The sequence below is a fragment of the Tolypothrix sp. PCC 7601 genome, from assembly GCF_025677855.1.
In the GTDB taxonomy this organism is placed as follows: Bacteria; Cyanobacteriota; Cyanobacteriia; order Cyanobacteriales; family Nostocaceae; genus Aulosira; species Aulosira diplosiphon.
Map to the genome: position 1 here is coordinate 6251324 of NZ_CP064879.1, position 21898 is coordinate 6273221.

Consider the following 21898-nt stretch of genomic DNA (forward strand, 5'->3'; position numbering starts at 1 on the left):
TAAAATATGCTATCAGTAAAAAATCTCAGTGTCACTTTTACAATGTATGATGTGGGCTTAACCCAGAAGCAATTAACAGTAATTACTGACTTAGATTTAGAGGTTAATGCTAGTGAAGTCGTTGCAGTTGTTGGTTCTAGTGGCTCAGGGAAAAGTTTACTCGCTCACGCCATCTTGGGTATATTACCGCACAATGCCCAAGTAACAGGACAGATAATATTTCAGGGAGAACCGTTAACTGTAGAACGTCAGGCGCAGTTGCGAGGAAAGCAAATCGCCCTGATTCCCCAATCCATCAGCTATCTTGACCCTTTGATGCGTGTTGGTTCTCAGGTGCAGCGAGCAGGTATTTTGAGTGGATTAGCGAAAACAAAAGCTGAGAATACAGTTAAGCAAATATTTGACCGCTATGGGTTAGCTACGGCGGTGAAACAGCAGTATCCTTTTCAAATTTCTGGAGGTATGGCGCGGCGAGTGCTAGTTGCTACAGCAGCAATAGGGTGTGCTGAGTTATTAATTGCAGATGAACCTACTCCTGGGCTGCACGCAGACATTGTAGTAGAGACGTTGAATCATCTGAGGGAACTTGCTAATGAGGGTAAAGGTGTAATTTTAATCACCCACGACCTAGAAGCGGCGTTGCAAGTAGCCGATAAAGTAGCTGTGTTTTATGCGGGGACAACCCTAGAAGTGGCGAAGGCTGGTGATTTCACCTCTGGAAATCTGCGTCATCCTTACACCCAAGCTTTGTGGCGATCGCTTCCCCAAAATGAGTTTATCCCAGTTCCCGGTAGTCAACCCAGCCCAGAGGCTTTACCTGTTGGTTGTTTATTTGGCGATCGCTGTCCACTAGCAACAGAGGCTTGCTGGGAAGCTAGACCCCAAGTTCAGATAGTACGGGGCGCACCCGTGAGGTGTATTCATGTTGAAGGCTGAACATTTATCTTTTCGTTATCATTCCCAGCAACAGTGGATTTTGCAAGATTTTAGTTTGGAATTAGCCAGAGGCAAAGTTGTGGGTTTGACTGGGGCGAGTGGTTTGGGTAAAACCACAATTGCTAAACTTCTGGCTGGATATCTCCAACCAACTCAAGGAAAGGTGACTTGTGATGGTCAACTTTTACCCAGCAGTAGTTATTGTCCTGTACAGCTGATTTTTCAAAATCCTGAACTTGCTGTCAATCCGCGTTGGCGAATCAGCAAAATTTTAGCAGAAGGACAGCCGCCTTCAAATGATTTACTTGCTGCTTTGGGCATTCACCAAAGTTGGCTCAATCGCTATCCTCATGAACTCAGTGGGGGTGAGTTGCAACGAATTGCAGTGGCGCGATCGCTCAATTCTTCCACACGCTACTTAATTGCAGATGAAATGACGGCAATGCTAGATGCTAACACTCAAGCTCTGATTTGGCAGGTAGTGATTAAATATGCCAAAGAGCATGAAGTGGGAATTTTAGTTATCAGTCATGAAGCAGCTTTACTCCAACGTCTTTGCACTCACATCATTGATTTGAAATAGCATAACGTTTTGCGATAGCGAAGCGGTAGCGACGTTAGGAGCGTCTGTAAGCGTGCTAGATAATGGCGGAACCGTGTATTTTTACCTTCTACTCTGGTCATATAGTTGATCGTAGAATATTTGTTGTTTAAATCTACAGTTTTTTCTTCAGGATTGAATCTAGCATAGGGAAACTAGAGCTTGGAATCTCTTTTACCGAGTTTTTCCAACAACAAGTTTACGGAAATGCGATCACATTACTTGAAATACAAGCAGAACACCTGGATATATTAGCTAAGTTACCTTTTTACCACAAAGACCCATTCGACCGCTTGATTATTGCCCAAAGTGTAGTCGAAAATATTCCATTAGTTACAAAAGATGGTGCATTTACAAATTACCCTGTAGTGCTGCTGTGGTAAAAATTTAGATATTATTGCGAGAGCGATCGCTTTTCTATTTACTAGGGTTCTGAAGTTTTAATCCCCAAATGATATTGTAGTTAATCTGTTGAGGCTGAGTATTAGCTTAGACACACCAACTTTCCTTACCTCCCCAAATTAAACGCAAAAGGCGGTAAAGTCACCTCAACGCCATCCATCAAACTCACACTTACCAAAAACTTCTCATCCCAATTACCAACCACACGGGTAAATATGTAAGAATCTTCACTTTCTGCATTTAATCCCGGTTCATCCAAAATACCTGTTTGGTCGCTGACCCTAAGTTTAATCCCAGACGGTAAACTACTTAAAGCAGGTGCGCCTAAAATTAGTAACAAACTCCATTCTGGCTTCTGTGATTCCGATAGTAAATGCCAAGTCACAGCATACAACCGCAAAGGTATCCCAGCTAAAAGTAAATCTTGATACGCACCCCGCGCTTGTACGGGAATTTCTAAACCCCTCTGTCGTAATTGAGTAGCTATTACCTCAAATTCTTCCTCTGGACTACGTATTGGGCGCATTTGGTCAGCATCTGCAAAACTGGGTAACAGCACCCAAGAAAGTGAAGCAGCTAAATCATCCAACTCATCCCACAACCAACGTCCAGCATTTAAAGCAGGTTGGGTAATTAATTTAATTACATCTTGTAGGGACGCAAAAGCATTTGTTGATTCTGGGTTGGCGCTACCCATCTCTAGATTCTCTGTAGCTGCTTGTGTTTGTAATGTGTAAACCCAATTGATCAATTCTGGACTAGTTAAAACAGCAGCAGCTTGTTCCCAAGTTAAAACTTCATATAATTCCCGTTTCGGTGATTGTAACTGAGGTAATAATTCAATCAATTGATGTTGTATATCTGCTAAAATCGCACTCCGAGTTGAGGGAATAGCAGGTAAAGATATTGCTGATGATTCCAAACATCGCAGATATAATAACAGACGGTCTGGATTACTATCAAAACAAGATATTGGGAGTTGATAATTCCAATCTGACTGTAAAGAATTTATTTGTAAATTCTCTTGTAATTCTTCATAGCTTAAAAAAGCATAAACATTCGCTGCTTCTTGCTCTTCCAACACATCCACTAAAACATAAAAGTGGGGAATAAACTCTGGTAAATCGACAACTACTCTGGGAATATTCACCATTTCATCGCTTAAGCTACCAGTAGCAATTAAACAGACTTTGAATGCTCCTACTTGTAAATTAGCAACACAACTAATAAAATTTGCTAAAACTGGTTGTAAAATTGTACATTGCTCGCGATTAATAGTTAAAGATTCTGCTCTTTCTTGTAGCCATTGCTCAAAAGCTGATAAAGCTAAATAATGAAGATAAGCTTGCCATTGCTTAGATTCATTAATGACTTGATTACTGAGTACTGCGGCTTGGTCAATCTCATCAGGTGAGAGAATAAAGGCTGAAGTTGGTAAAGCATCAAAATCAAGGTAAGACATGGGAGGAAGATTACTTAATAAATTTGTCATAATTTTGGTTTAATTTGTTTTTCTAGTTTGGAGATATTCACATAAATGTTCGGCGAAAATATCAGCTTTTAGGTGAGCTTTCATCGTTCTTGATTGAATCTCGGAATTTTCTAGCATTTGGCTAATTTCCTCAAACAGAAAGCTTGTCAATCGCTCGTCTAGGTTTTTTAAAGCTTGGGTATCAACATATACTTTAGCTTTTTCTTTGAGAGAATCCTTTAAAATTACCAACATTTCCTGTTGGACATCAGTCCGTAAATCTTTTAACTTTAATAACTTTGTTACCGAATCTTGCGCTCTCAATCCCAAGAATTCAGCAATTTCCTTCATGGCTAATTTTTGACATTGAGATAGTTCCAAAGCAGTTAAAAACATCGTGGATTTATCACCTTTTTTGCGTTCTAAATATCTAACTCGTGATTCTGTAACTTGAGCTAAAGCTTGTTGTAAGCCAAGTTGAAATTGCTGGCGATAAAACTGTAAAAATTCGGTTTGTTCGTCGTTTTCTTCTACAATATTATTAGTTTCAGGAGCCGGGATTTCTTCTATCAAAGAATTATACTTGCTTCCATACACAGCGTCTAGAGAACTTGTCTGTACAGAACCACCCCGAACATAAATTCGGTACTCGCGCAATTGAGCAGCTAGCTTTTGTAGTTTCTGACTCAAAACTTCAATCTCAAAAATTTGACCTGTATGCTTTTGAATATCTTGGGCGATATCTTGTAATTGTTGAGTATCAGGCGCAATACATTTACTCCTGAGACCTTTTCTCCGTTGTTGCAGCCTTTGCAAGCGGTAGACATTATGATAGCTTTCTAAAATAGATTGCGCTTCTTTAATTGCTGCGTCGCTAAAACCACCCTGACTAAAAATATGAAATTCTTTGAAAATGCGCTCTAATTGTTTAGGTTGAGTATCATTTAAAATCGCCCAATTACTAATTAAATAAACACCGCATTCTAACAAAAATTGATTCAATTCAGGCTGTTGCTTTAATTTCATAATCGCCCAAGTAGTCAGACTACTTTGTTGCGAATCAAAACTCTGGAGAATTTTTTGCGAGAAGCATTTATAGGAACTTACTGATGATAATTTACCATCATCATCTAGGACATAAGGGAACAAATTTCTAGCAGTAAAATTATGGTTTTGACCAAATTTCCTTTCTAATTGCAGACATCCTTGCTCGAGAATCCAAGATAGAAAACACAGCAAACAACGTTCTGCGAGCAAAGCAGTCTCCCCAGAACTATGGCGGTATAAATCTAGCAATTGATGCTGGATGTCTGCATCTTGTACATCATCTGGTGTCAACTGCTCAAATACTTGTGCGTAAAACGACTTCGCAGCAGGTATCTCTTGAGTTTTCCTGTTCCCTCCCGCATCAATTCTCACCAATTGCCAATATCTTGAAGCCTCGCTCATAAGTATTTGTATTTATTGGTCATTGTTAATTGTCACATTGCTGATGCTTTTCAACGCAATTCCAACGATTTTTTGAGATTCCATACTGAGTACCTAATTTAACAATTATCTTTAGCTTTCATTTTTTAGTACTTCTGAGGAAATCGACCTTATGCAATTTTGCGCCAGTCTCTGCTGAAAAATTGCATATCCTCCAAATCCTCAGAAATACACATATCCAGCAAAATTAATTCCCAGTTCGCACTTATGAGACGTTTGATTTCCAGTCTGATTTTGGCAGGTTGTTTTTTCAGTGCTACCAGCTTTTCTCTGCTTCCTCAGCAAGACCGTGAGTTCGCGCAGGCACAAACAGCAGATGAATTGTTTTATACATTTTACGGGCAAAAAATTCCTTTGGATTTGCGCCGTGATACGGTGGCTGTGAGCTTTAAACCCAAGAATACACGCTCTCGCTCTATCCAACCTTTATACTTACAGTTGCAACAAGATTTACGACGTGGTGGCGGTAATACTCGTAGCATTGGTAGTAATCATCGCTCTGATGTAGATGTTAAACCTTTGGGAGAAAACATCGCTCTAGTTAACCTACCGAATGGCACTCGTGCTTCCTTGAATACAGTTCAACAGCAGATTCAAAAACAGCCTTACGTGCAAGAAATATTACCTATATTATCCCGTAAATCACAGTCAGCATCTCCAGAAACAAAATCTGAGTCAGTTATTGTACTACCCAACGAGATTGTCATTAGTTTTGCAGGTGAGATGTCCGAGAGTCAAAGGCAAATTATCCTGCTGCGCCACAATTTAGAAGTACTTCGTCCCTTGAGATTTAGTAAAAACCGCTACTTAGTGCGTTCTAAGTCAGTATCTGGAACTGAAATTTTACATGTGGCTAATCAACTGACTCAAGTACCAGGGGTATTCCTGGGGTTGTATCAGTAGGTGCTACAAATATGACGGGTAATCGCACCTTCTACAGCAGTTATGGCGGCGGATTAGATTTAGTCGCACCTGGCGGCGAAATCCAAAATAGTCTCAGTGGTGGAATTTTAACGACAGGTGGTACTTGGTTGGATGGTTTTTGGCAGGGAATGTCTGTACCAGATTACGCCTGGGGTTTGGCTTTAGACCCTTTAGGTAAGTATGTCCAGGTACAAGGGACTTCTTTTTCGGCTCCCATTGTTTCAGGAGTAGTGGCCCTGATGAAGGGAGAAGATCCAAAACGGCGTTTGAGCCGCGATGAAATTGTCTCAATTCTCAATCAGACTGCTACCTATGATGGACTCAACCTTTCTAAAGCGGATGCTAATCGCTATAGGTTGCAGAAGGAAGTCGGTTTTGGAACTGTTGTAGATGCTCCGGTTTCGCGACCTTCTGGTATTTTCCCTAAGGCGAAACCTGTTTCCGCCCAAGAGTATTTCTTCGGTCGTGGTTTAGTTAATGCTGATGCTGCGGTGCAGGCTGTGAAGAACAGGTAGGGATATGTGGTAATGTTCCAGGGCTGATTAGGTAAGGATGCAGTGGGTTAGTCATAAAAGGAGGTAATATTGGCTTTGTGGGTTGTTGGGGAATTATGTAAGGAGCGGTACTAGCACCAATTCCCGCCGCACATAAACCAACACCGACCATTGCGATAGTAGTTATGCAAATTGCGATCGCGTTCCTTTTCTTCCTGATCACGCTGCTGCCGTTCTTCAGCATAAATTTCGAATAAACCTCAGATCGTGTCAATCACTTGCTGAAATAGCCCTGGCGCTGGAGTGAGGTTGTGCAAGTCTACTTCAATCTGTTCTTGAAACTGCTTGCAAGTAAGAGTGGAAAAGTTATGCAACAACCCTAAGTTATCTTCTCCTAGGCTCAGATAGTAAGTGACATAAGAGTAATTAGTAATAATTAATGCTAGTTCTTGATTGTGAGATAAGTAGCTAAACAAAATTAATTACACAAATTTAAGCCATGAAACCCTTATCCAGACTAGAATCTAATGTGTAAATAATTCTGTGCGATTACTTACCTCAAGATTTCGAGTTTGTGCAGAAGTATGTTTATGATGAAAATTATCATACTTTTGATACAGACAAGTTGCCTAAAACTGGGTATCAACTTAAGGTGGCAAAATTTACAGGGAAAAGGTTCCAACCCCTAATTGTCTAATTAGTATGGAAAGCAGATAAACTGAAAAAGGAATCTAGCCGCAGCAAAAAGAAGCGTGATAGTAAAGAAGCCATGTCATCGCCCACAACGGAGTTTTCCTGATGCTCAACGTATAATTGTGGAATGTGAGTTAGATAAGTGTATCCATTGTGGAAAGAATTTAGTTAACCACAGAGCCTGGAATATGCGAAAAACTGTTCAAACCATGAGTGGAGGCGTGTTTGTAGTAAGTAAATAGTAAATTCAATAATAATGTTCATTTTTTGGGTGCAGCAGCGGTGTCTATGGTAATAACTTCTTCTTTCTCTAAGCTATTGAAACAGACAGTAGTTCAATTAAGGGGTGCTGCAAAACGTAAATTTAAGGGACTTCCAAATAAAAAAATCCAACCATATCATAAATTTAGCAATCGTATAAATCGTAGGTCTGAGGTTAACCCGTCCCCTAGAATTTCAGATAATTTATTTTTTGGTATTCCCACTATTCAGAATGCTTTTTGAAAAGTTAAAAGTATTGGCAAATACTTATGTTACTAGGTATTGATTTTGGCACTTGTAATTCTAGTGCTGCCTTGATGCTAAATGGCTCTCTAAAGCTGGTAAAAGAACCAATCAAAGGAGGCTACTCATTTCCTTCTTGTGTTTATTTAACTGAACAGGGAGAAATGCTGGTAGGTGTTGCAGCGGATAACAATCGACTGCGCGATATCGGTAGGCATCGACAGGAGTTTAAGCGGGAACTAGGAACTAATGAGCCTTACGAGTTAGGCGATCGCTTTGTCCTACCTGAGGAATTGGTGGCCGAGGTACTCCGAAAACTCAAAAGTGAAGCTGAGAAAATGTTGCCGCCTGGACGAGGAGCAATCAAAAATGCTGTGATTACAGTACCTGCAACTTATCAGCAACATAAACGCAGCCTGATGCAAAAAGCCGCACAAGCTGCTGGATTTATTTCTGTCAGGCTTATTGAAGAACCTGTAGCTGCTGCAACTTACTACGCCCATCAAAACTTATTAAAGCCAGGAGAGATTATTCTTGTCTATGACCTTGGTGGTGGGACTTTTGACGCTACCTTAATCAAAAAACAAGGCTCTACATTCAAAATTCTAGCTACACCAACGGGTCTAGAAGACTGCGGTGGCACCGATTTTGATAAGAAGATTTACCAACATCTCAAAGGACGCTGTAGTCAAGCGTTGCGTGAGCAACTAGAGCAAAAACAGTCATTACTGGCAAAAGTACAGGTATTTGGGCGGTGTATTGACATCAAACACCAATTAAGCGAGGCAAGAGAGGCAAGTATCCATATTCCGGTATTGGGACAAGTCGAGTCTTATCATTTGACTCGTATGGATTTTAACCAGATGATCGCTCCATATATTGACCATACAATCGCTGTTTGCGATCAATTGCTTCAAGCTGCTGGGATTGAATGGAAGGAGGTCAGCCAAGTACTGCTGGTGGGAGGTAGTTGTCGCATCCCCTATGTGAAAACTGCTGTAGAGAATAAGTTAGGGCATTCCCCTTTATTGGTAGATGAGCCAGAATTAGCAGTTTGTCAAGGGGCAGCAATTTATGGAACTCCCAATACGCTAACCGTCTCACCCTACGGCGAGAATCACTACAAAAGCATCAGTGAGGCACTGATGGATGCTCCTCCTAATGCAACTATTACAGTCCATCCCGGTATTTATCAAGAAGCGATTGTTATTGATAAACCTATAAAAATTGAAGGCTACGGGCAAGTTGCAGAAATCATTGTTGAGAGTAAAGATTTGCCCTGCATTTGGATGCAGACTGCCCAAGCTCAAGTAAAGAATTTAACTCTGCGTTCTATAGCTACACAGTCTGGGAATAAACACTTTGGAGTAGATATTCCCCAAGGGCAATTACTCTTGGAAAATTGTGATATTACCTCTGATTCACTTTCTTGCATATATATTCATGGTTCTGGGGCTAATACTACCATTCGCCAATGCCAAATTCATCATGGGAAACAATGTGGTATTTTAGTCCGCGATCGCGCTCAGGCTTTAGTGGAAGATTCCCAAATTTTTCGTAATACTTTATCCGGAGTACAAATTAGAGAAGGTGGCAATCTTACTATTCGCAAATCCCAAATATCCGATTGCAAACAAAGTGGTATTTTTGTCTATGATAGCGGTCGTTTAACCGCAGAAGATTGCCAAATATTTAATAATGCTTATTCAGGTGTAGAAATATTGAATCTTGGTAATCTTAGCCTCCAACATTGTCAAATTCATCGCAACCAAGGCTATGCCATATACGCATATCAAAATGGCATAGTCAGTGTTGAAAATTGTGATTTAAGAGACAATAGTCGCCGTTCATCAAGGTATTTGTGGGAACTGTCCCTTGAAATTAAGTCAAAGCGGTAGCTGCTACGTTAATCTGTTGCCTATCAACAATATTTACCGCAAGTATAAAACTGGAACTTACCCAAAACTGGGTACAAATGAAATAGAAGTATTGAAACGATATCGCTATCCAGTGAGAATTGGCTCTTATGGAGACCCAACAGCAGTACCCTTTGAGGTGTGGGAGCCAATCATTTTAGCATCGAAAAAATACACTGGTTACACGCACCAATGGCAATTGTGCGATGCTTCGGTACAAAGCCAAGCTGAAGCAGAGTTAGCCCAAATGCAGGGTTGGAGGACTTTCAGAATCATCGCTCCTGATGCTCCTTTGAGCCAAGGCGAAGTTCTGTGCCGTCATACCGAGGATGACAGAATTCAATGCGAAACCTGCTTATTGTGCGACGGTGCATCCTCAAAACCGAATGTCGTTGATCCCGTTCACGGTTTAAATTGGAAAATCTCAAATTTTCTTAAATACACCGAATCAGTATCAATTTAATTGCAGGAACTCTTATCTGTCTTCTCAAAATCATCAGACCCAGAAGTCAGAATACAGGAGTCAGAATTCAGAAGTTAGAAAAGTTAAATAATTAGGAAAAGACAAGTTCCAAAATATACTGGATTCCTTCTTAATTCTGACTCCTGACTCCTGGATGCTGAATCCTTACAGCCTTACGGCAAGAGAATGTAGAACAGAATGTAAGGTGCTATCAATGGCAGAAGTATTGTTTAAAGCAGAAATTATCTCGCCACCGAGTGCATCTATCATCATTACAAGTACCAAAGGCAATCAGCTCAAGGTAGGACAGTTAAAAAAGTATGCCTTCCCAAATCAAGAATGGCATGGGGAAGAAGGCGTAGTCACAATTAGTTTGTCTGGAAGCGGTAAAGCTTTGACTCCTATTGCTTTGGTTAGCGATCAGCCTTTGGGGGTAATTGATAAAGAATCCTTTAGCGTTTTAAGTGAAAAGTTAATAGCTCATGGGAGAAAAATTCAAGGATTTCAATTTCATGCAACCCTAGAATCAGCACCAGCAACAATTGCTAATATTAAATTAGACCCTGAATCAATTCAATATCCTAAAGTGTGGGTAACAGAACAGCCATTAGTCAAAGAAACGAAACTTGGCTACTTAGAAGAACTAAATACGCTCCTCAAACAAAAGTATCAAAAGAAAAATAATCAAGGTCTACTGCACGATGATGAAGCATATTTGGGAGCAGTACGACTCAATGATGAATACTTTAAAGTTTTTATGCAACAGAGAGGTCAAAATTCAGAATCAATTAAAGCGATCGCAGATGAAATTGAGCGGCAGTTAGAGGGAGAAAGTTTTATTGGAGTTGCCCAAAAAGGTAATATTGAAGAAATTTACTTTTGTATCACTATCCCAACTGAGCGATCGCAAGAGCAAACAGCAGCCAAAATCACTGATACTTTCAAGTTTCCCCTGGAATACGACCAGATGGAAAATGGACAAAGGACAAAATTTATTGCCATCCCTGTAGATGAATTACAAGAGATAATCTCACAAACCGATAAGGTAACTGCCACCTCCTCAAACCTCTCTCAAAAGTTAAACAACCAAGAAATAAACCTAAAACTACCTAATACTGACCAACAAGATTTAAAGAAGGCTCATGCAGAAGATATCTCTACACCACAAGCTGTACAACGCGAAGATTGGGAAAAACTCATGCTCAAAGATGCGCTTTTGAGCTTGAAAGCTAATCCAGCCAATACTGGAGAAGAAATTCAAACTGCAACATTTGCACAGAACAAATACCGGGTAGTTTACTACTCTCCTTTAGAAACCTTGCGAATTGTAGATGAGGTGGGTCATCGAGGGACATTGTACAAGGCACAAAAGGGTCAATCTGCCCAAGTTTGTCAGTTTAGTGAAGATGAAAAGAAAAGTTTTCAACAAGAATCTCAACAATATCAGTGTAGAGACTTGCAGCAGGAATAAATTTCGCTGATTACAATTCCACCAAACCACGACGTAAAGCACTGACTGCTGCTTGGGTACGGTCATCAGCACATAATTTATTGAGAACATTACGGACATGGCTTTTCACAGTTCCAACCGTGATGTAAAGCCTGGTGGCGATCGCTGCGTTATTGTAACCTTCTACAATTAGCTGTAAAACCTCTGATTCTCTTTCTGTAAGAGTGAACAGATCAATCATTTCATCATCTTCAATATTACTGGAGTTTTTGGTAGCCAGTTTTTGAGTCTTGAATGATGCTTTATCTAAAACGAATGGAGTTTTTTGCGCCTGTTCTAATACAATACGTGCAATTGTGGGGTCTATCCATGTATTGCCATCATAAGTCACACGAATAGCTTCCAATAGGCTATCAAATTTGATATCTTTCATGCAGTACGAGTCAGCCCCAGCCGCAAACGCAGCTAACACAGCTTCTTTTTGATCACATAAAGTTAAAATTAATACTCTAACTTTTATGCTTTTTTTGCGAGCAATTAATTTTATCTCTCTTGTTAGTTCAATACCATCTTTGTCTGGTAAAAAAATATCTACAATTACAATATCAGGTTGCAAATTCTGTAATAGTTGTAGCCCAAGAGTAGCATTAGCTGCTTCCCCTATAACTTCAATATTTTCATGTTGCATGAGTGCAGTCCGAATCCCAATACGAGTTAATTCGTGGTCTTCAATTACAACTGTGCGAATTTTAGTAATGGGTTCTAAACTAATTTCTGGCTCGTTTATTAGTGAACTAAGTTCTAATTCTGTCTCTGGATTACTTGGAGGTAAATAATCATGCTGTTGGGTATTCAATTTGATATCTGTCATTAAATCTTGGTTCATTTTGTTTACCTTCTTGAAAATTAAGGTTTTTTAACTCGTAACAAACAATAATTAGATACTTGATTATGTCCTTTTTCTTTATTAGTTAATAACCTTTGAGCAGATGCTTTACTACAACTGAGATTAGTCAAACTTTCTGAATTCCAATTTACAATTTCGCGTGCGAGTTTGCCTTCATAACTTTTCGACCAGCGCAAAGTCTCTACCTCTGCAACAGTTAATAACCTGGGCTTCAAAGGTGCATATCCACCAGCCAACCACACAGGAACAGATAATCCTGTCAAAACACCAAACCCGATGGCAGCTATTAATAACCCTATAGCTGGTAACATTGTCCTTAAACGACTACGCTCTTTTGATTCGCAATGGTCAATTAGTTTATCTACCATCCTACGGATTTCCACTTCTTGACCACTAATAGCCGTGCGTTTCGCCTTTTCCAAGTGGTCGTAAATTGCTTCAGACCACCGTTGAAATAAGCGTTCTAACTCGTTTGGTTTATCTTCCAGCAATACTTGGAGTTGACCAGTTGCTAGCATGACAAGAAATAGGGGGTCGCTTGTAGAAAGTCCATGTTCTACAGCTATTGCTAACACCCGTCGTTGAAACTCTGCATCTTTACCTTCAAGTAAACGAGTCAAAAAACTTTCTGTTTTAGCTTGTCGCAAACTACGCACCATAATCAATCCCTTTTGATTCGTGAATTATGGCATCTTCGTTTTGTAAAGCCATTATATCAAATTGTTTTGGTCGAGTATTTTCAATATATGTAGATGCTTTTATATTCTGTATTTGTAAGATTTGGGAAAAATTTACTGCATCCGCTTCTTTGAGTTCATCTATTATATCAGCTTCTAAAGTAGCACTGAGAATCGTATGTTTATCTTCTGATGAACGCAATATAAAATAATATTCTGCAAAATTAACTGTAACTATCCCAAAGAGTAATAGAACAAACTCATTGGTATCTTTTTCTGCACAGTTTTCCAAAATTGTATCGATTAAAAAATTTTGAATTGCTAATAATTCACTTTTTTGAAGCTTTATTTCTAATTCAGCCTGCTCTGAAAGTATTGCAATAACGACAGGCTCCTCTTCTTCAATAGATAGATTTTTGCTATTTTGGAAACTCGCTTCTCCTGTTTCCTGTAATAAAAGCAACTCTTCTGGAGAAGAACTAAATACCAACTGTCTCAATTGCTGTAAATTAGTTGCACTGATATTTAATCCTATTAAATTTGAGTTTAGACTAGACAGCAACAAATGACCCAGCAGTGCTGAGTTCATAAAACACAACCTTCAAGAATGAAGATATTTGAGATTAAGCAGATTTTTGTTCCTCTTTGCGTGGTTTAGAAGCAGTCTTTTTAACAATTGGATATCGTATTTTCCGGTTACGGGCTTTACCTGGTGTCCACCCAAGGGACTTTCCACGAGGTTTGGGTGGAGAGGTAGGAGTACCAATCGCGGCGAAAACTCCACCCATAGCTTGAGCAACTCGTCCCGGGGTCAATTTATCTATTGACTTCTGCCAGGGAAGAGGATGATCAGCAACGATATCACGAGCTAACCATAACTCCCAAGTGATTAACGGCATTAAGTCACTCCAATGTTCACATTGTTCTGGAGTACTGAATTTTGGTACTGTCCAATGTAAGCGTTGCTTAAGAAAACGATACCAATGGTCAATTGTGAATCGGCGCAAGTACAATCGCCAAACTTCATCCAATGGTGGCATTTGTTCCCCAGCCCAAGCCAACCACAAAGGTCTTAATACTCTCAAATTGCCATCAAGATCAAGACGTTCCACCCTCAGTAGCGTCATTGGGCGTGCAGCAGCTTTGCGAAAATGCAAATCTTCCCACAGACTGACTTTAACTCGTCCCAATTTTGGGTCATTTACTTCCAGCACAGATGCCACTTCGCCCCAGGTTGAGGGTTCATTGAGTTTAAATTGAGCACCATGCTTGCGAGGACGACCCTTGCCAGAGTAAGCGGGTGGTGCGCCCCATAGACACAGATTTGAACGTAGTCTAACTAAGATATCGGCTTTTATACTAGCTGTCTTTAATACGAAAGGCGCACAACCATATTCACTGTCCCAAAGCGAAATTGGTCGAACAGACATTGATTCACATACCTTTTTGAGTTGTTCAACTGCTTTCTCAATCGGATTGTCCCAACTGGTAATCCGTTCATGCCTCAGCGGTAGTGCCCAACTTCCTGAATCCTCTGGTATCCAAGCTATAGTACTATATCCCTGCCCAATCGTAATCGGTTTATTTCCCGCGATCGCTGTGCTACTGTGTTCTATTGTCCGTTCTTTGAGTGTCACCGCATCTGGGCGTGACCAAGCTGTATGATCTCCTGCCAACAATATGCGTTTTTCTGTTGGTATTTGCTTGATATATAACTCCATTAATTTCTCGCGGTCTGGTTTGGTATCTTGTATCGCTTCATAGATACTCGGCCATTTGCGTCTAAACACTGGCGATAACGATAAATCTGCCAGACTGTAGACATTACGGGTCAACAGTATCGCATCTGTTAGTTCAAATGTTGCATCATGTGCTTTGCTTAGATGCGTATAGGCGGCTTGACGAAATTCTTCGAGTCTGGCACGTTTCATATTGGCAGATAAGAGTAGGTGATTCTCTCTTAGCTTCTGCCGAAAGGGGGACTGTCTTCAATCAGACATCCCCTTTTTCTCTTTCATCTCTTCCATTTAGTCTAAACTCCAGAATTAAGCTGCATCCATTCATATATATTAATACTCCTGACGCTTATGATGGATTATTTACGTCTCATATGAGGATGGTATTTACGAGCTATTAAAGTTATTTTCGGTTAATTCTTGTCAGTAAATCCCTCCCTTATGACGTAAATATATTTATCACTAGAGTGATAAAAGAATCTATGACTATGGTGATATTAATTTGATAATCAAGCGGCTGAAACTATTGTCTATCAATGATTTGCTAGAAAATTATGTGAAGAAAAATCAAGTCTAGATAATTTAATTTTTCATTAGAAGAATTGCCGCGAAAAAGATAATTATGTATAACTAGTTAAAAGCACTTCCTTTGATCTCTAAATTCCAATATTTTGACTTCAAAATCTCCAATGTTTTCCAAGCCTGGTCTCACCAATCATCATGTCTATCAATTTCTAATTAGAACTTTTAATTAAGTAAATGCTAAAACCTGGCAAATAAATTAGAAGGGATACATGAAAATAAAAGAGTTTTTCGCTATGAAAAGTACTTCAAAAAACATGACATTGCAGCATTACCAGTTGGTAAATAAGCAAGTAGCAGCAGAAATGACTGGCTTATCTTCTGAAACTTTGAAAAAATATCGACTCGAAGGAATACTTCAAAAAGATATCCATTGGGTTGTAATAAATTCAAGAGTGATTAGATATAATATTTCTCTTGTACTTGATTGGATGCAAAATAAAGATAGTAATCCTCAAGGACATTTAAGAGCAATAGAAAGCTATTTAGCATCTCTTCCATCTGGACAGAATAAGCCACGAGCTAATCGCTCCCGTCGATATAAATAGCTATTTGGTGGCTTTTATCTGAAAAACTCGTACCCATTGCACTTTATATTTAACTATATAGAGACAAGTGTAGGGAGGGTGCTGTGAGCGAATATCAATACTACGAGTTTCTGGCATTAGACCGACCTTTAAATGCTACAGAAAAGGCTTATGTTGAAAGTCTTTCCAGTCGTGTTGAATTGACATCAACCCAAGCAAAGTTTGTTTACAACTACGGCGATTTTCGTGGCAATCCACAGGAATTGTTAGAAAAATGCTTCGATGTCATGCTTTATATGGCAAGTTGGGGTTCTCGACAATTAATATTTCGCTTTCCCAAATCTCTGATTAATGCAGATGTGTTTGGACCCTACTGTCTGGAAGATAGAATTACTGTCTCAACCACAAAAAATTCTGTAATCCTAGATATAAACATTCACGATGAAGAGATGAGCCACTGGATAGATAGCGGTGAGGGTTATTTATCTGACATGGTATCGTTACGCAATGATTTATTGCAAGGAGACTTGCGAAGTTTGTATCTTGCATGGCTCAAAGCGGCACCAATATATTTCGATCCAGAGTCAGAAGATTATATAGAACCGGACGTACCTGCCAATTTGGATGATTTACCAAATTCACTCTTAGTTTTGATTGATTTTTTGGAAATTGACCAGGATTTGATTGCAGCAGCAGCGAGCGCAAGTGAGTCCCAAGAACAAAAGGAAGAATCTCTAGAAGATTTAATTCCCAATTTGAGCGAACGCGAAAAAAATGATTTTTTAGTGAGGCTACTCAAAGGCGAGTCCCATCTTGGGGTACAGCTAAATCATAGGTTGCGGGAATTATCTGGTAGAAAAGAAGTTCATGTTAATAACGACACTAAAAGACGCACACTTTCTGAATTACTAAAACTTGCACAAGGAGAAACTACTCAACGACAGAAAAAAGAACAAGAAGTTACACGGCTTGCAAAAGTGCAAAAATTAGAATCAATGGCAAAGCGCAAAGATAAAATTTGGGATCTGGTTTTTGCTGCGATCGCACTCAAGCAATCAAAACCCTACGACCAAGCTGTTGCACATTTGGTTGATTTACGTGATTTGGCTGAGTATCAGGGAAAATTAGCGGAGTTTCAAGTAAGTATTAAGCAAATCCAAAAAGATTATAGTAACCGTCCTGGATTAATTTCACGCTTGCAGAAAGTGGGGTTGTTGGAGAAGTAAACCAATTTTGAATAGCTATACGGATGCAATATGAAAGAAAATACTAAGCGATTAAACCGCATCACTGCAATAACTTAATGCCTACCCAATCCACCAAAGTATTAGATAAATATTTTTAATTCAAGCAAGGCAACTTATTATCGGAAAATATCGAAGCCCTGGTAAATACCGTTAACTGTGTCTTATTTGACGCTCCCACGGCTTCAATGTGTGGGAGTATCAAAAAAACAGTATCTTCACGAATCGCAAACAAAAAAATGATCGCTTGATGGCGGAAAGTTCAGATTAAGCGTGACTGCTAAAATTAAAGGTATAAACAACAAGCGATATCCAGCAACCAATGGCAACGCAAAAAGTCACGGTTGAACTTCCACAAGCCATCTTTCAACAATTGGCTCGTATTGCCTCAGCAACCCAGCAACCCTTAGAAGTTCTGGCAGCTCAAAGCATAGCCAGCAACTTACCCCCCACACCTGACAATGCTCCGGTAGAAATTCAGGCAGAACTTTTACAAATGCAAACCTGGGATGATCAACAATTGCTTGCGATCGCTCAAAGTCAAATAACTTTAGAACAACAACAACGCCATGTAGAATTACTAGAGAAAAACAAAGATAGTGAATTAACACCTGTTGAACGTCAAGAACTTAGCTCCTTAAGAATAGCTGCTGACCGATTAATGTTACAAAAAGCTTATGCTTGGTCAGTTCTCCGTTGGCGAGGACACAGAATCCCAGCAATACAAGAATTGCCGGCATAATCATGGCTATTTCTGAAAAAAATCGCGCCGAAATTATAGAAAGAGCTGGCTATCGGTGTGAGTATTGCCGAACCAACTCCCGCCTGATTGGTATGCCATTGGTAATGGAGCATATCCTTCCTAAAGCAGTTGGGGGTAAAGACGAATCTGAAAATTTAGCAGCTTCTTGTTATCGTTGTAATGAATTCAAAGGTGCAAAAACTCATGCAACTGACCCACAAACAAGTCAGTTAGTTCCGTTATTTAACCCAAGACAACAATCTTGGCTAGAGCATTTTAATTGGGTCAATGGTGGAACTCATGTGGCTGGTATAACACCTACAGGTCGAGCAACCGTAATTGCTTTGCGACTAAATAATGAGTATATAACTGAGGCGAGAGCATTGTGGATTGACAGTAATTGGCATCCACCTAGCTGGTAGTTATTGCAAGTGAAGATTTTTGATGTCTAGGAAAAATGAATCCAATTTCAGCATAGGCTAAAAATAAAACTCCTGGGTGCTATGTCGATTCCACCAATCTCAGAAGCAATAATCCGCCATAACTCCAATGTTTCATCCTACAGTCGCGGTCAAGAATATTATAATCGGGGAGCAGTAATCAACCTGAAAAAACGTGGTAATACGATTCAAGCAGCAGTAGAAGGTAGCGAAATTAAACCATATCAAGTCAGTATTGATTTTGATGCAGGTGGAATTAATTCTGTTGACTGTAACTGTGCTTACAATTACGATGGCTGGTGTAAGCATATCGTCGCCACCTTGTTAACTTGTTCGCGTTCATCCGCAATAATTGAAGAACGTCCAACGCTGGAACAGTTATTAAATCGCCTCGACCACCTAAAAACTCAACGTTTGGTTCAAGAATTAGTACAGAAAAACCCAGAATTAATTGATGATGTTGACTGCTTTTTGAGCTTAATAAATTCACCGACTCCCGCAACAAAATCTTCATCTTCTAACCGTCGTACCAAAATTGATGTTGCACCTATTCGTAGTCAGGTAAAACGGATTTTGCAGGATGGATTAGAACAATTGGAGTATGGCACCGAAGATGACCCATTTACCGAAGAATTGACTGCTATTATCGACAAAGCGCAGGAATTTGCACAAAATGGGGATGGGAATAATGCGATCGCTATCCTTGAAGTCATTACGACAACCTATGTAGAGGAATGGGACGAGCTATTAAGTTACGGTGGTGATTCCTATTCGATCGCAGAACCTCTCGATAGCGCATGGACGGAAGCAATTTTATGTGGGGAGATATCGGCAGAAGATGCGATCGATTTGCGAATAATGCTGGAATCCTGGCAGGATGAAATTAGTGCAGATTTTTCCATGAGTTTGTCAGCATTGCATCAAGGCTGGAATTACGATCCACTGCAACGGGTAATGAAGGGTGAAACTGATGCACAACTTTGGGAAGTTATCCGTCCGGCTTTTGCCGATAACTTAGCATTAATTCGCTTGGATTATCTCGAGCGACAAAATCGTTATACAGAGTATTTAAACTTAGCTTTCTCAGAAGGAATGACGCTGCAATACCTAACGCAATTAGCAGCTTTAGGAAGAGTAGATGAAGCTATGACTGCCGCGAAAACCCACATGGATACAGCAGAAGCAGCCTTTGCTCTCGCCAAAATATTACGGGAAGATGGATATTTGTCGGAAGCATTAGTAATTTCGCGAGCGGGATTAAGCTTACCAGGAAACTGTACGTATGAATTTGCTTCTTGGACGAGCGATTTAGCAGAAGGATTAGGCGATAGTTCGATCGCATTAAATGCCAGTATCGTTGCATTTGAGACCAGACCATCATTCCGAGATTACATGAAAGTAGAAAACTTGGCTCTTGATAATTGGTCTCTGCTGAAACAAGATCTACTCGAAATACTTCGGGAATCTGAAAGTTGGTATGCTAATGGTGCAAAAGTTGATATTTTTCTCCATGAAGGGCTAATTGATGATGCGATAAAAACAGTAAAAACAGATAGTTACTATGCCTCAGAATCATTACATCGAGTTATGGAAGCAGCTATTCCCCATCGTCCAGATTGGGTAATTGAAAAGGCTAAAAAGCTGGCAGAAGAAATTATGAATAGTTCTAAAGCCAAGCGTTATAGTGATGCTGTTAAGTGCTTGAAAAAAGTTAAAGCTGGTTATTTGCAACTAGGAAAACAAGCTGAATGGTCTGCTTACCGTGCAAAATTAGAATATACTCATGGACGCAAATATAAATTAATGGATTTATTCAAAGAACTCAATAAACCATAATTTTGTGAGTTTGAGCAATTATTTACTCTTCAAAATTGAGGCGTTTATTTTTTCAATTTGTCGGAGGTACTCCTGAATAGAAATCTCGTTTGCTGGTTGTCAGTTTAGGATGTTATGCGAATTCAGGGAATATGCGAAGCTTGCGTGACGTAAGTCGTTCGCGTTGGTATAGCCTGTCCTCTTGGGACTTAGTGCTGATCTTTCGGTTCGCATTAATCCTGTTCCAAGTTGATTATTAATGGGTTCATCACTACTTGGTTTTCTGAGGGATGTTTGTAGTGAGGTTGCTCAATTGGTGAGCATAAGTAATCAAAGGAATTATCAGTGTGTTCCAATCGCAAATTACGAGGTGCATTTAAAGCGATAACTGCATCTCCAATTTTCTCGCAGCGCTTGCAGTCACAAGCTGTTGCACCTGTAACTAATATCTCTTTGAGATTATTAGCAATATTTAGAAATCCCCTTGTATTCGTATTCCTGGGCAGTTGGGAAGCAACTTCTACTAATTGCTCAACTTCGGAACGATATTTTACCAAAAGAAAGTCTTCAATTTGGCACTTGCTTCGACAGTCTTTTGTATCTCCAAATTCCAGAACAAACTTTTTCAAGTCGGGAACTGGATTTTTTAAATCGATAGTCAGTGGGACAAGAGAACGGGCACAGGCTGTAGAATCATTGCAGTTAGGAAATTTTCTTCTGATTATCAGTTCAAAACGTTTGATGTAAATTACTAATACAGATAGAGCTTTTTCTTTATCTTTGGGACTAGAGAAATTAAGCTGACGGATACTAAAAAGCTGAGGGATAACTTGCAATATTGCTTTGAGTTCACTTCCTTTAAACTTATTGCTCCATAATGCAATTGCATCACCTATAGTATTAATTGCATCCAAACGCAGAACAAAATAAAAAGAGATAATATTGATTAAATAACTACGTTTTATTTCCATTTTGACGTAGTTGGATATATAAAGCGGTTCCGAATTCAATTGAGATTCTAAATACTGCCGATAAGCTTGTGTTGCAAGTAGTAATGACCTCATTACCGAGGTATCTAAAAAATGCTCTTGGACTGATGAACCTGACATATTTATAACGTTATCTTTTATTCTGGAAAATCGCTCTCAAGTTTGACTCCAAAAGGTAAAGTGTCAAAGCCTATTTGTTCTAGAGTTAGAATTGCATTTTCTACTTCAATATTAGTAATTTTTTCTCGCTCAACTAGGGATAAAAATAGGTTATATACATCCTGGTACTGTTCGCCACCATATTCAATCCAATTATTTTGATAAGCAAGTGCATCATGTAGTGCCATTACTATTTCTGTATATGGATCGTCCATATACATATCATGTAAAGAGCGCATTTTTCGTAATAAACTATCAGCAAAAACCGCAGCTACTGGTTCTCCTGCACACCTGGAGAGTTGTTTTAAATCTGATAATAAAGACTTAGTAATTTCAACTGCACTTATTTCCAAGACAGCTTGTTCGTTATCCATTCAGACTCTCCCTTGATTATTTTGGTTGTTTTACGATTAGAAATGGGTATTATTTTGAGATAGATTTACTAGTTTAATTTTACATCTTGTTATTGGCTTATTGTGCTTGACAACGCAATAAGCTTGGAAGATAGAAAATCGCTTTTTCTCCGAAATGCTTCCCGCAAGGTAGAAGTATCGAACGCTATCGGACGATGTTTACCTGTAAGCGAACTGACAAAAGCCCTCCGGCCATCCAAGACTGGCTCCTACCCTAAGCCCTTTGGGTACACTTCGTGAACGGAGCCGCTAAGCTAGTCTGCGGTAACACTGCGCGTATACTAACGCAATAAAATTGCACCAGTACTGACAGTACAAAAATAGA

General features: G+C 39.5%; 22 protein-coding genes and 1 pseudogene. 13 read left to right on the forward strand and 10 right to left on the reverse strand.

Going from position 1 to position 21898, the window contains the following annotated elements:
• The first annotated feature begins 6 nt into the window (after positions 1 to 6).
• The 3 genes from HG267_RS25545 (at position 7) to HG267_RS25555 (ending at position 1920) form a co-directional block, all read left to right on the forward strand.
• Positions 7 to 936, forward strand: coding sequence for an ABC transporter ATP-binding protein (locus HG267_RS25545; RefSeq protein WP_045868563.1), 930 nt, complete (start codon positions 7 to 9; stop codon positions 934 to 936).
• The gene (locus tag HG267_RS25550; protein ID WP_045868564.1) at positions 923 to 1519 is read left to right on the forward strand and encodes an ABC transporter ATP-binding protein; all 597 of its coding nucleotides are present in this window, start codon (positions 923 to 925) and stop codon (positions 1517 to 1519) included. The genes HG267_RS25545 and HG267_RS25550 overlap by 14 nt, the downstream gene beginning before the upstream one ends.
• Before the next feature lie 185 nt (positions 1520 to 1704).
• The gene (locus tag HG267_RS25555) at positions 1705 to 1920 is read left to right on the forward strand and encodes a type II toxin-antitoxin system VapC family toxin (protein ID WP_255325167.1); all 216 of its coding nucleotides are present in this window, start codon (positions 1705 to 1707) and stop codon (positions 1918 to 1920) included.
• Positions 1921 to 2045: 125 nt separating this feature from the next.
• Here the strand turns inward: HG267_RS25555 and HG267_RS25560 are convergent, their stop codons facing one another.
• Positions 2046 to 3431 carry a DUF1822 family protein gene (locus HG267_RS25560; protein WP_045868565.1) on the reverse strand — a complete coding sequence of 462 codons (1386 nt, stop codon included), beginning with the start codon at positions 3429 to 3431 and terminating at the stop codon, positions 2046 to 2048.
• Positions 3432 to 3440: 9 nt separating this feature from the next.
• On the reverse strand, positions 3441 to 4859 hold the full coding sequence (locus tag HG267_RS25565; protein WP_045868566.1) for a hypothetical protein: 1419 nt from the start codon (positions 4857 to 4859) through the stop codon (positions 3441 to 3443).
• A 246-nt stretch (positions 4860 to 5105) separates the two neighbouring features.
• Between HG267_RS25565 and HG267_RS25570 the strand changes: the two genes are divergently transcribed.
• The gene (locus HG267_RS25570) at positions 5106 to 5801 is read left to right on the forward strand and encodes a hypothetical protein (protein WP_052335085.1); all 696 of its coding nucleotides are present in this window, start codon (positions 5106 to 5108) and stop codon (positions 5799 to 5801) included.
• An 11-nt stretch (positions 5802 to 5812) separates the two neighbouring features.
• Positions 5813 to 6337 (forward strand): S8 family serine peptidase, encoded by a 525-nt coding sequence (locus tag HG267_RS25575; RefSeq protein WP_052335086.1) that lies wholly within the window; start codon positions 5813 to 5815, stop codon positions 6335 to 6337.
• Here HG267_RS25575 and HG267_RS25580 read toward each other — a convergent pair.
• Positions 6297 to 6560, reverse strand: a complete 264-nt coding sequence (locus tag HG267_RS25580; RefSeq protein WP_155539026.1) for a hypothetical protein — start codon at positions 6558 to 6560, stop codon at positions 6297 to 6299. The genes HG267_RS25575 and HG267_RS25580 overlap by 41 nt on opposite strands.
• Positions 6561 to 6576: 16 nt before the next feature.
• Positions 6577 to 6792, reverse strand: coding sequence for a hypothetical protein (locus tag HG267_RS25585; protein ID WP_045868567.1), 216 nt, complete (start codon positions 6790 to 6792; stop codon positions 6577 to 6579).
• Positions 6793 to 7539: 747 nt separating this feature from the next.
• Here HG267_RS25585 and HG267_RS25590 point away from each other — a divergent pair.
• The 3 genes and pseudogenes from HG267_RS25590 to HG267_RS25600 all read left to right on the forward strand — a co-directional run bounded on the left by HG267_RS25590 (position 7540) and on the right by HG267_RS25600 (position 11363).
• Positions 7540 to 9411, forward strand: a complete 1872-nt coding sequence (locus HG267_RS25590) for an Hsp70 family protein (RefSeq protein WP_052335087.1) — start codon at positions 7540 to 7542, stop codon at positions 9409 to 9411.
• Positions 9368 to 9892 (forward strand): annotated as a pseudogene (locus tag HG267_RS25595) (hypothetical protein); the annotation flags it as partial. The gene HG267_RS25590 and the pseudogene HG267_RS25595, both read left to right, overlap by 44 nt.
• 214 nt (positions 9893 to 10106) lie before the next feature.
• Entirely contained in the window at positions 10107 to 11363 is a 1257-nt protein-coding gene (locus tag HG267_RS25600) for a hypothetical protein (protein WP_045868569.1), read from the forward strand.
• 10 nt (positions 11364 to 11373) lie between these two features.
• Here the strand turns inward: HG267_RS25600 and HG267_RS25605 are convergent, their stop codons facing one another.
• The 4 genes from HG267_RS25605 to HG267_RS25620 all read right to left on the reverse strand — a co-directional run bounded on the left by HG267_RS25605 (position 11374) and on the right by HG267_RS25620 (position 14857).
• On the reverse strand, positions 11374 to 12099 hold the full coding sequence (locus HG267_RS25605) for a response regulator (RefSeq protein ID WP_045868954.1): 726 nt from the start codon (positions 12097 to 12099) through the stop codon (positions 11374 to 11376).
• Between the two features lie 149 nt (positions 12100 to 12248).
• Positions 12249 to 12908 (reverse strand): DUF6753 family protein, encoded by a 660-nt coding sequence (locus HG267_RS25610; RefSeq protein WP_045868570.1) that lies wholly within the window; start codon positions 12906 to 12908, stop codon positions 12249 to 12251.
• Positions 12898 to 13515, reverse strand: a complete 618-nt coding sequence (locus HG267_RS25615) for a hypothetical protein (protein WP_045868571.1) — start codon at positions 13513 to 13515, stop codon at positions 12898 to 12900. Before HG267_RS25615 ends, HG267_RS25610 begins: the two co-directional genes overlap by 11 nt.
• Positions 13516 to 13549: 34 nt before the next feature.
• Entirely contained in the window at positions 13550 to 14857 is a 1308-nt protein-coding gene (locus HG267_RS25620; RefSeq protein ID WP_045868498.1) for an NF041680 family putative transposase, read from the reverse strand.
• 599 nt (positions 14858 to 15456) lie between these two features.
• On the opposite strand from HG267_RS25620, the gene HG267_RS25625 reads away from it, so the two are divergent.
• The 5 genes from HG267_RS25625 (at position 15457) to HG267_RS25645 (ending at position 20033) form a co-directional block, all read left to right on the forward strand.
• Positions 15457 to 15792, forward strand: a complete 336-nt coding sequence (locus HG267_RS25625; protein ID WP_309227766.1) for a helix-turn-helix transcriptional regulator — start codon at positions 15457 to 15459, stop codon at positions 15790 to 15792.
• 83 nt (positions 15793 to 15875) lie between these two features.
• Positions 15876 to 16997 (forward strand): hypothetical protein, encoded by a 1122-nt coding sequence (locus HG267_RS25630; RefSeq protein ID WP_045868572.1) that lies wholly within the window; start codon positions 15876 to 15878, stop codon positions 16995 to 16997.
• A gap of 340 nt (positions 16998 to 17337) precedes the next feature.
• A complete protein-coding gene (locus tag HG267_RS25635) occupies positions 17338 to 17757 on the forward strand; it encodes a hypothetical protein (protein WP_045868573.1) in 420 nt (139 codons plus the stop codon).
• A gap of 2 nt (positions 17758 to 17759) precedes the next feature.
• The gene (locus tag HG267_RS25640; RefSeq protein ID WP_071989350.1) at positions 17760 to 18179 is read left to right on the forward strand and encodes an HNH endonuclease; all 420 of its coding nucleotides are present in this window, start codon (positions 17760 to 17762) and stop codon (positions 18177 to 18179) included.
• An 81-nt stretch (positions 18180 to 18260) separates the two neighbouring features.
• The gene (locus tag HG267_RS25645; RefSeq protein ID WP_052335088.1) at positions 18261 to 20033 is read left to right on the forward strand and encodes an SWIM zinc finger domain-containing protein; all 1773 of its coding nucleotides are present in this window, start codon (positions 18261 to 18263) and stop codon (positions 20031 to 20033) included.
• Between the two features lie 212 nt (positions 20034 to 20245).
• On the opposite strand, the gene HG267_RS25650 is transcribed toward HG267_RS25645, so the two are convergent.
• Entirely contained in the window at positions 20246 to 21121 is an 876-nt protein-coding gene (locus HG267_RS25650) for a hypothetical protein (RefSeq protein ID WP_045868575.1), read from the reverse strand.
• Between the two features lie 17 nt (positions 21122 to 21138).
• A complete protein-coding gene (locus HG267_RS25655; protein ID WP_045868576.1) occupies positions 21139 to 21534 on the reverse strand; it encodes a hypothetical protein in 396 nt (131 codons plus the stop codon).
• Between the last annotated feature and the right edge of the window lie 364 nt (positions 21535 to 21898).

Bases quoted from the DNA above. Each gene is read 5' to 3' on its own strand.
- HG267_RS25545 (WP_045868563.1), top strand. From the start codon at position 7: ATGCTATCAGTAAAAAATCTCAGTGTCACTTTTACAATGTATGATGTG.
- HG267_RS25550 (WP_045868564.1), top strand. From the start codon at position 923: ATGTTGAAGGCTGAACATTTATCTTTTCGTTATCATTCCCAGCAACAG.
- HG267_RS25560 (WP_045868565.1), bottom strand. From the start codon at position 3,431: ATGACAAATTTATTAAGTAATCTTCCTCCCATGTCTTACCTTGATTTT.
- HG267_RS25565 (WP_045868566.1), bottom strand. From the start codon at position 4,859: ATGAGCGAGGCTTCAAGATATTGGCAATTGGTGAGAATTGATGCGGGA.
- HG267_RS25570 (WP_052335085.1), top strand. From the start codon at position 5,106: ATGAGACGTTTGATTTCCAGTCTGATTTTGGCAGGTTGTTTTTTCAGT.
- HG267_RS25575 (WP_052335086.1), top strand. From the start codon at position 5,813: ATGACGGGTAATCGCACCTTCTACAGCAGTTATGGCGGCGGATTAGAT.
- HG267_RS25580 (WP_155539026.1), bottom strand. From the start codon at position 6,560: ATGCTGAAGAACGGCAGCAGCGTGATCAGGAAGAAAAGGAACGCGATC.
- HG267_RS25590 (WP_052335087.1), top strand. From the start codon at position 7,540: ATGTTACTAGGTATTGATTTTGGCACTTGTAATTCTAGTGCTGCCTTG.
- HG267_RS25600 (WP_045868569.1), top strand. From the start codon at position 10,107: ATGGCAGAAGTATTGTTTAAAGCAGAAATTATCTCGCCACCGAGTGCA.
- HG267_RS25610 (WP_045868570.1), bottom strand. From the start codon at position 12,908: ATGGTGCGTAGTTTGCGACAAGCTAAAACAGAAAGTTTTTTGACTCGT.
- HG267_RS25615 (WP_045868571.1), bottom strand. From the start codon at position 13,515: ATGAACTCAGCACTGCTGGGTCATTTGTTGCTGTCTAGTCTAAACTCA.
- HG267_RS25620 (WP_045868498.1), bottom strand. From the start codon at position 14,857: ATGAAACGTGCCAGACTCGAAGAATTTCGTCAAGCCGCCTATACGCAT.
- HG267_RS25625 (WP_309227766.1), top strand. From the start codon at position 15,457: ATGAAAATAAAAGAGTTTTTCGCTATGAAAAGTACTTCAAAAAACATG.
- HG267_RS25635 (WP_045868573.1), top strand. From the start codon at position 17,338: ATGGCAACGCAAAAAGTCACGGTTGAACTTCCACAAGCCATCTTTCAA.
- HG267_RS25640 (WP_071989350.1), top strand. From the start codon at position 17,760: ATGGCTATTTCTGAAAAAAATCGCGCCGAAATTATAGAAAGAGCTGGC.
- HG267_RS25645 (WP_052335088.1), top strand. From the start codon at position 18,261: ATGTCGATTCCACCAATCTCAGAAGCAATAATCCGCCATAACTCCAAT.
- HG267_RS25650 (WP_045868575.1), bottom strand. From the start codon at position 21,121: ATGTCAGGTTCATCAGTCCAAGAGCATTTTTTAGATACCTCGGTAATG.
- HG267_RS25655 (WP_045868576.1), bottom strand. From the start codon at position 21,534: ATGGATAACGAACAAGCTGTCTTGGAAATAAGTGCAGTTGAAATTACT.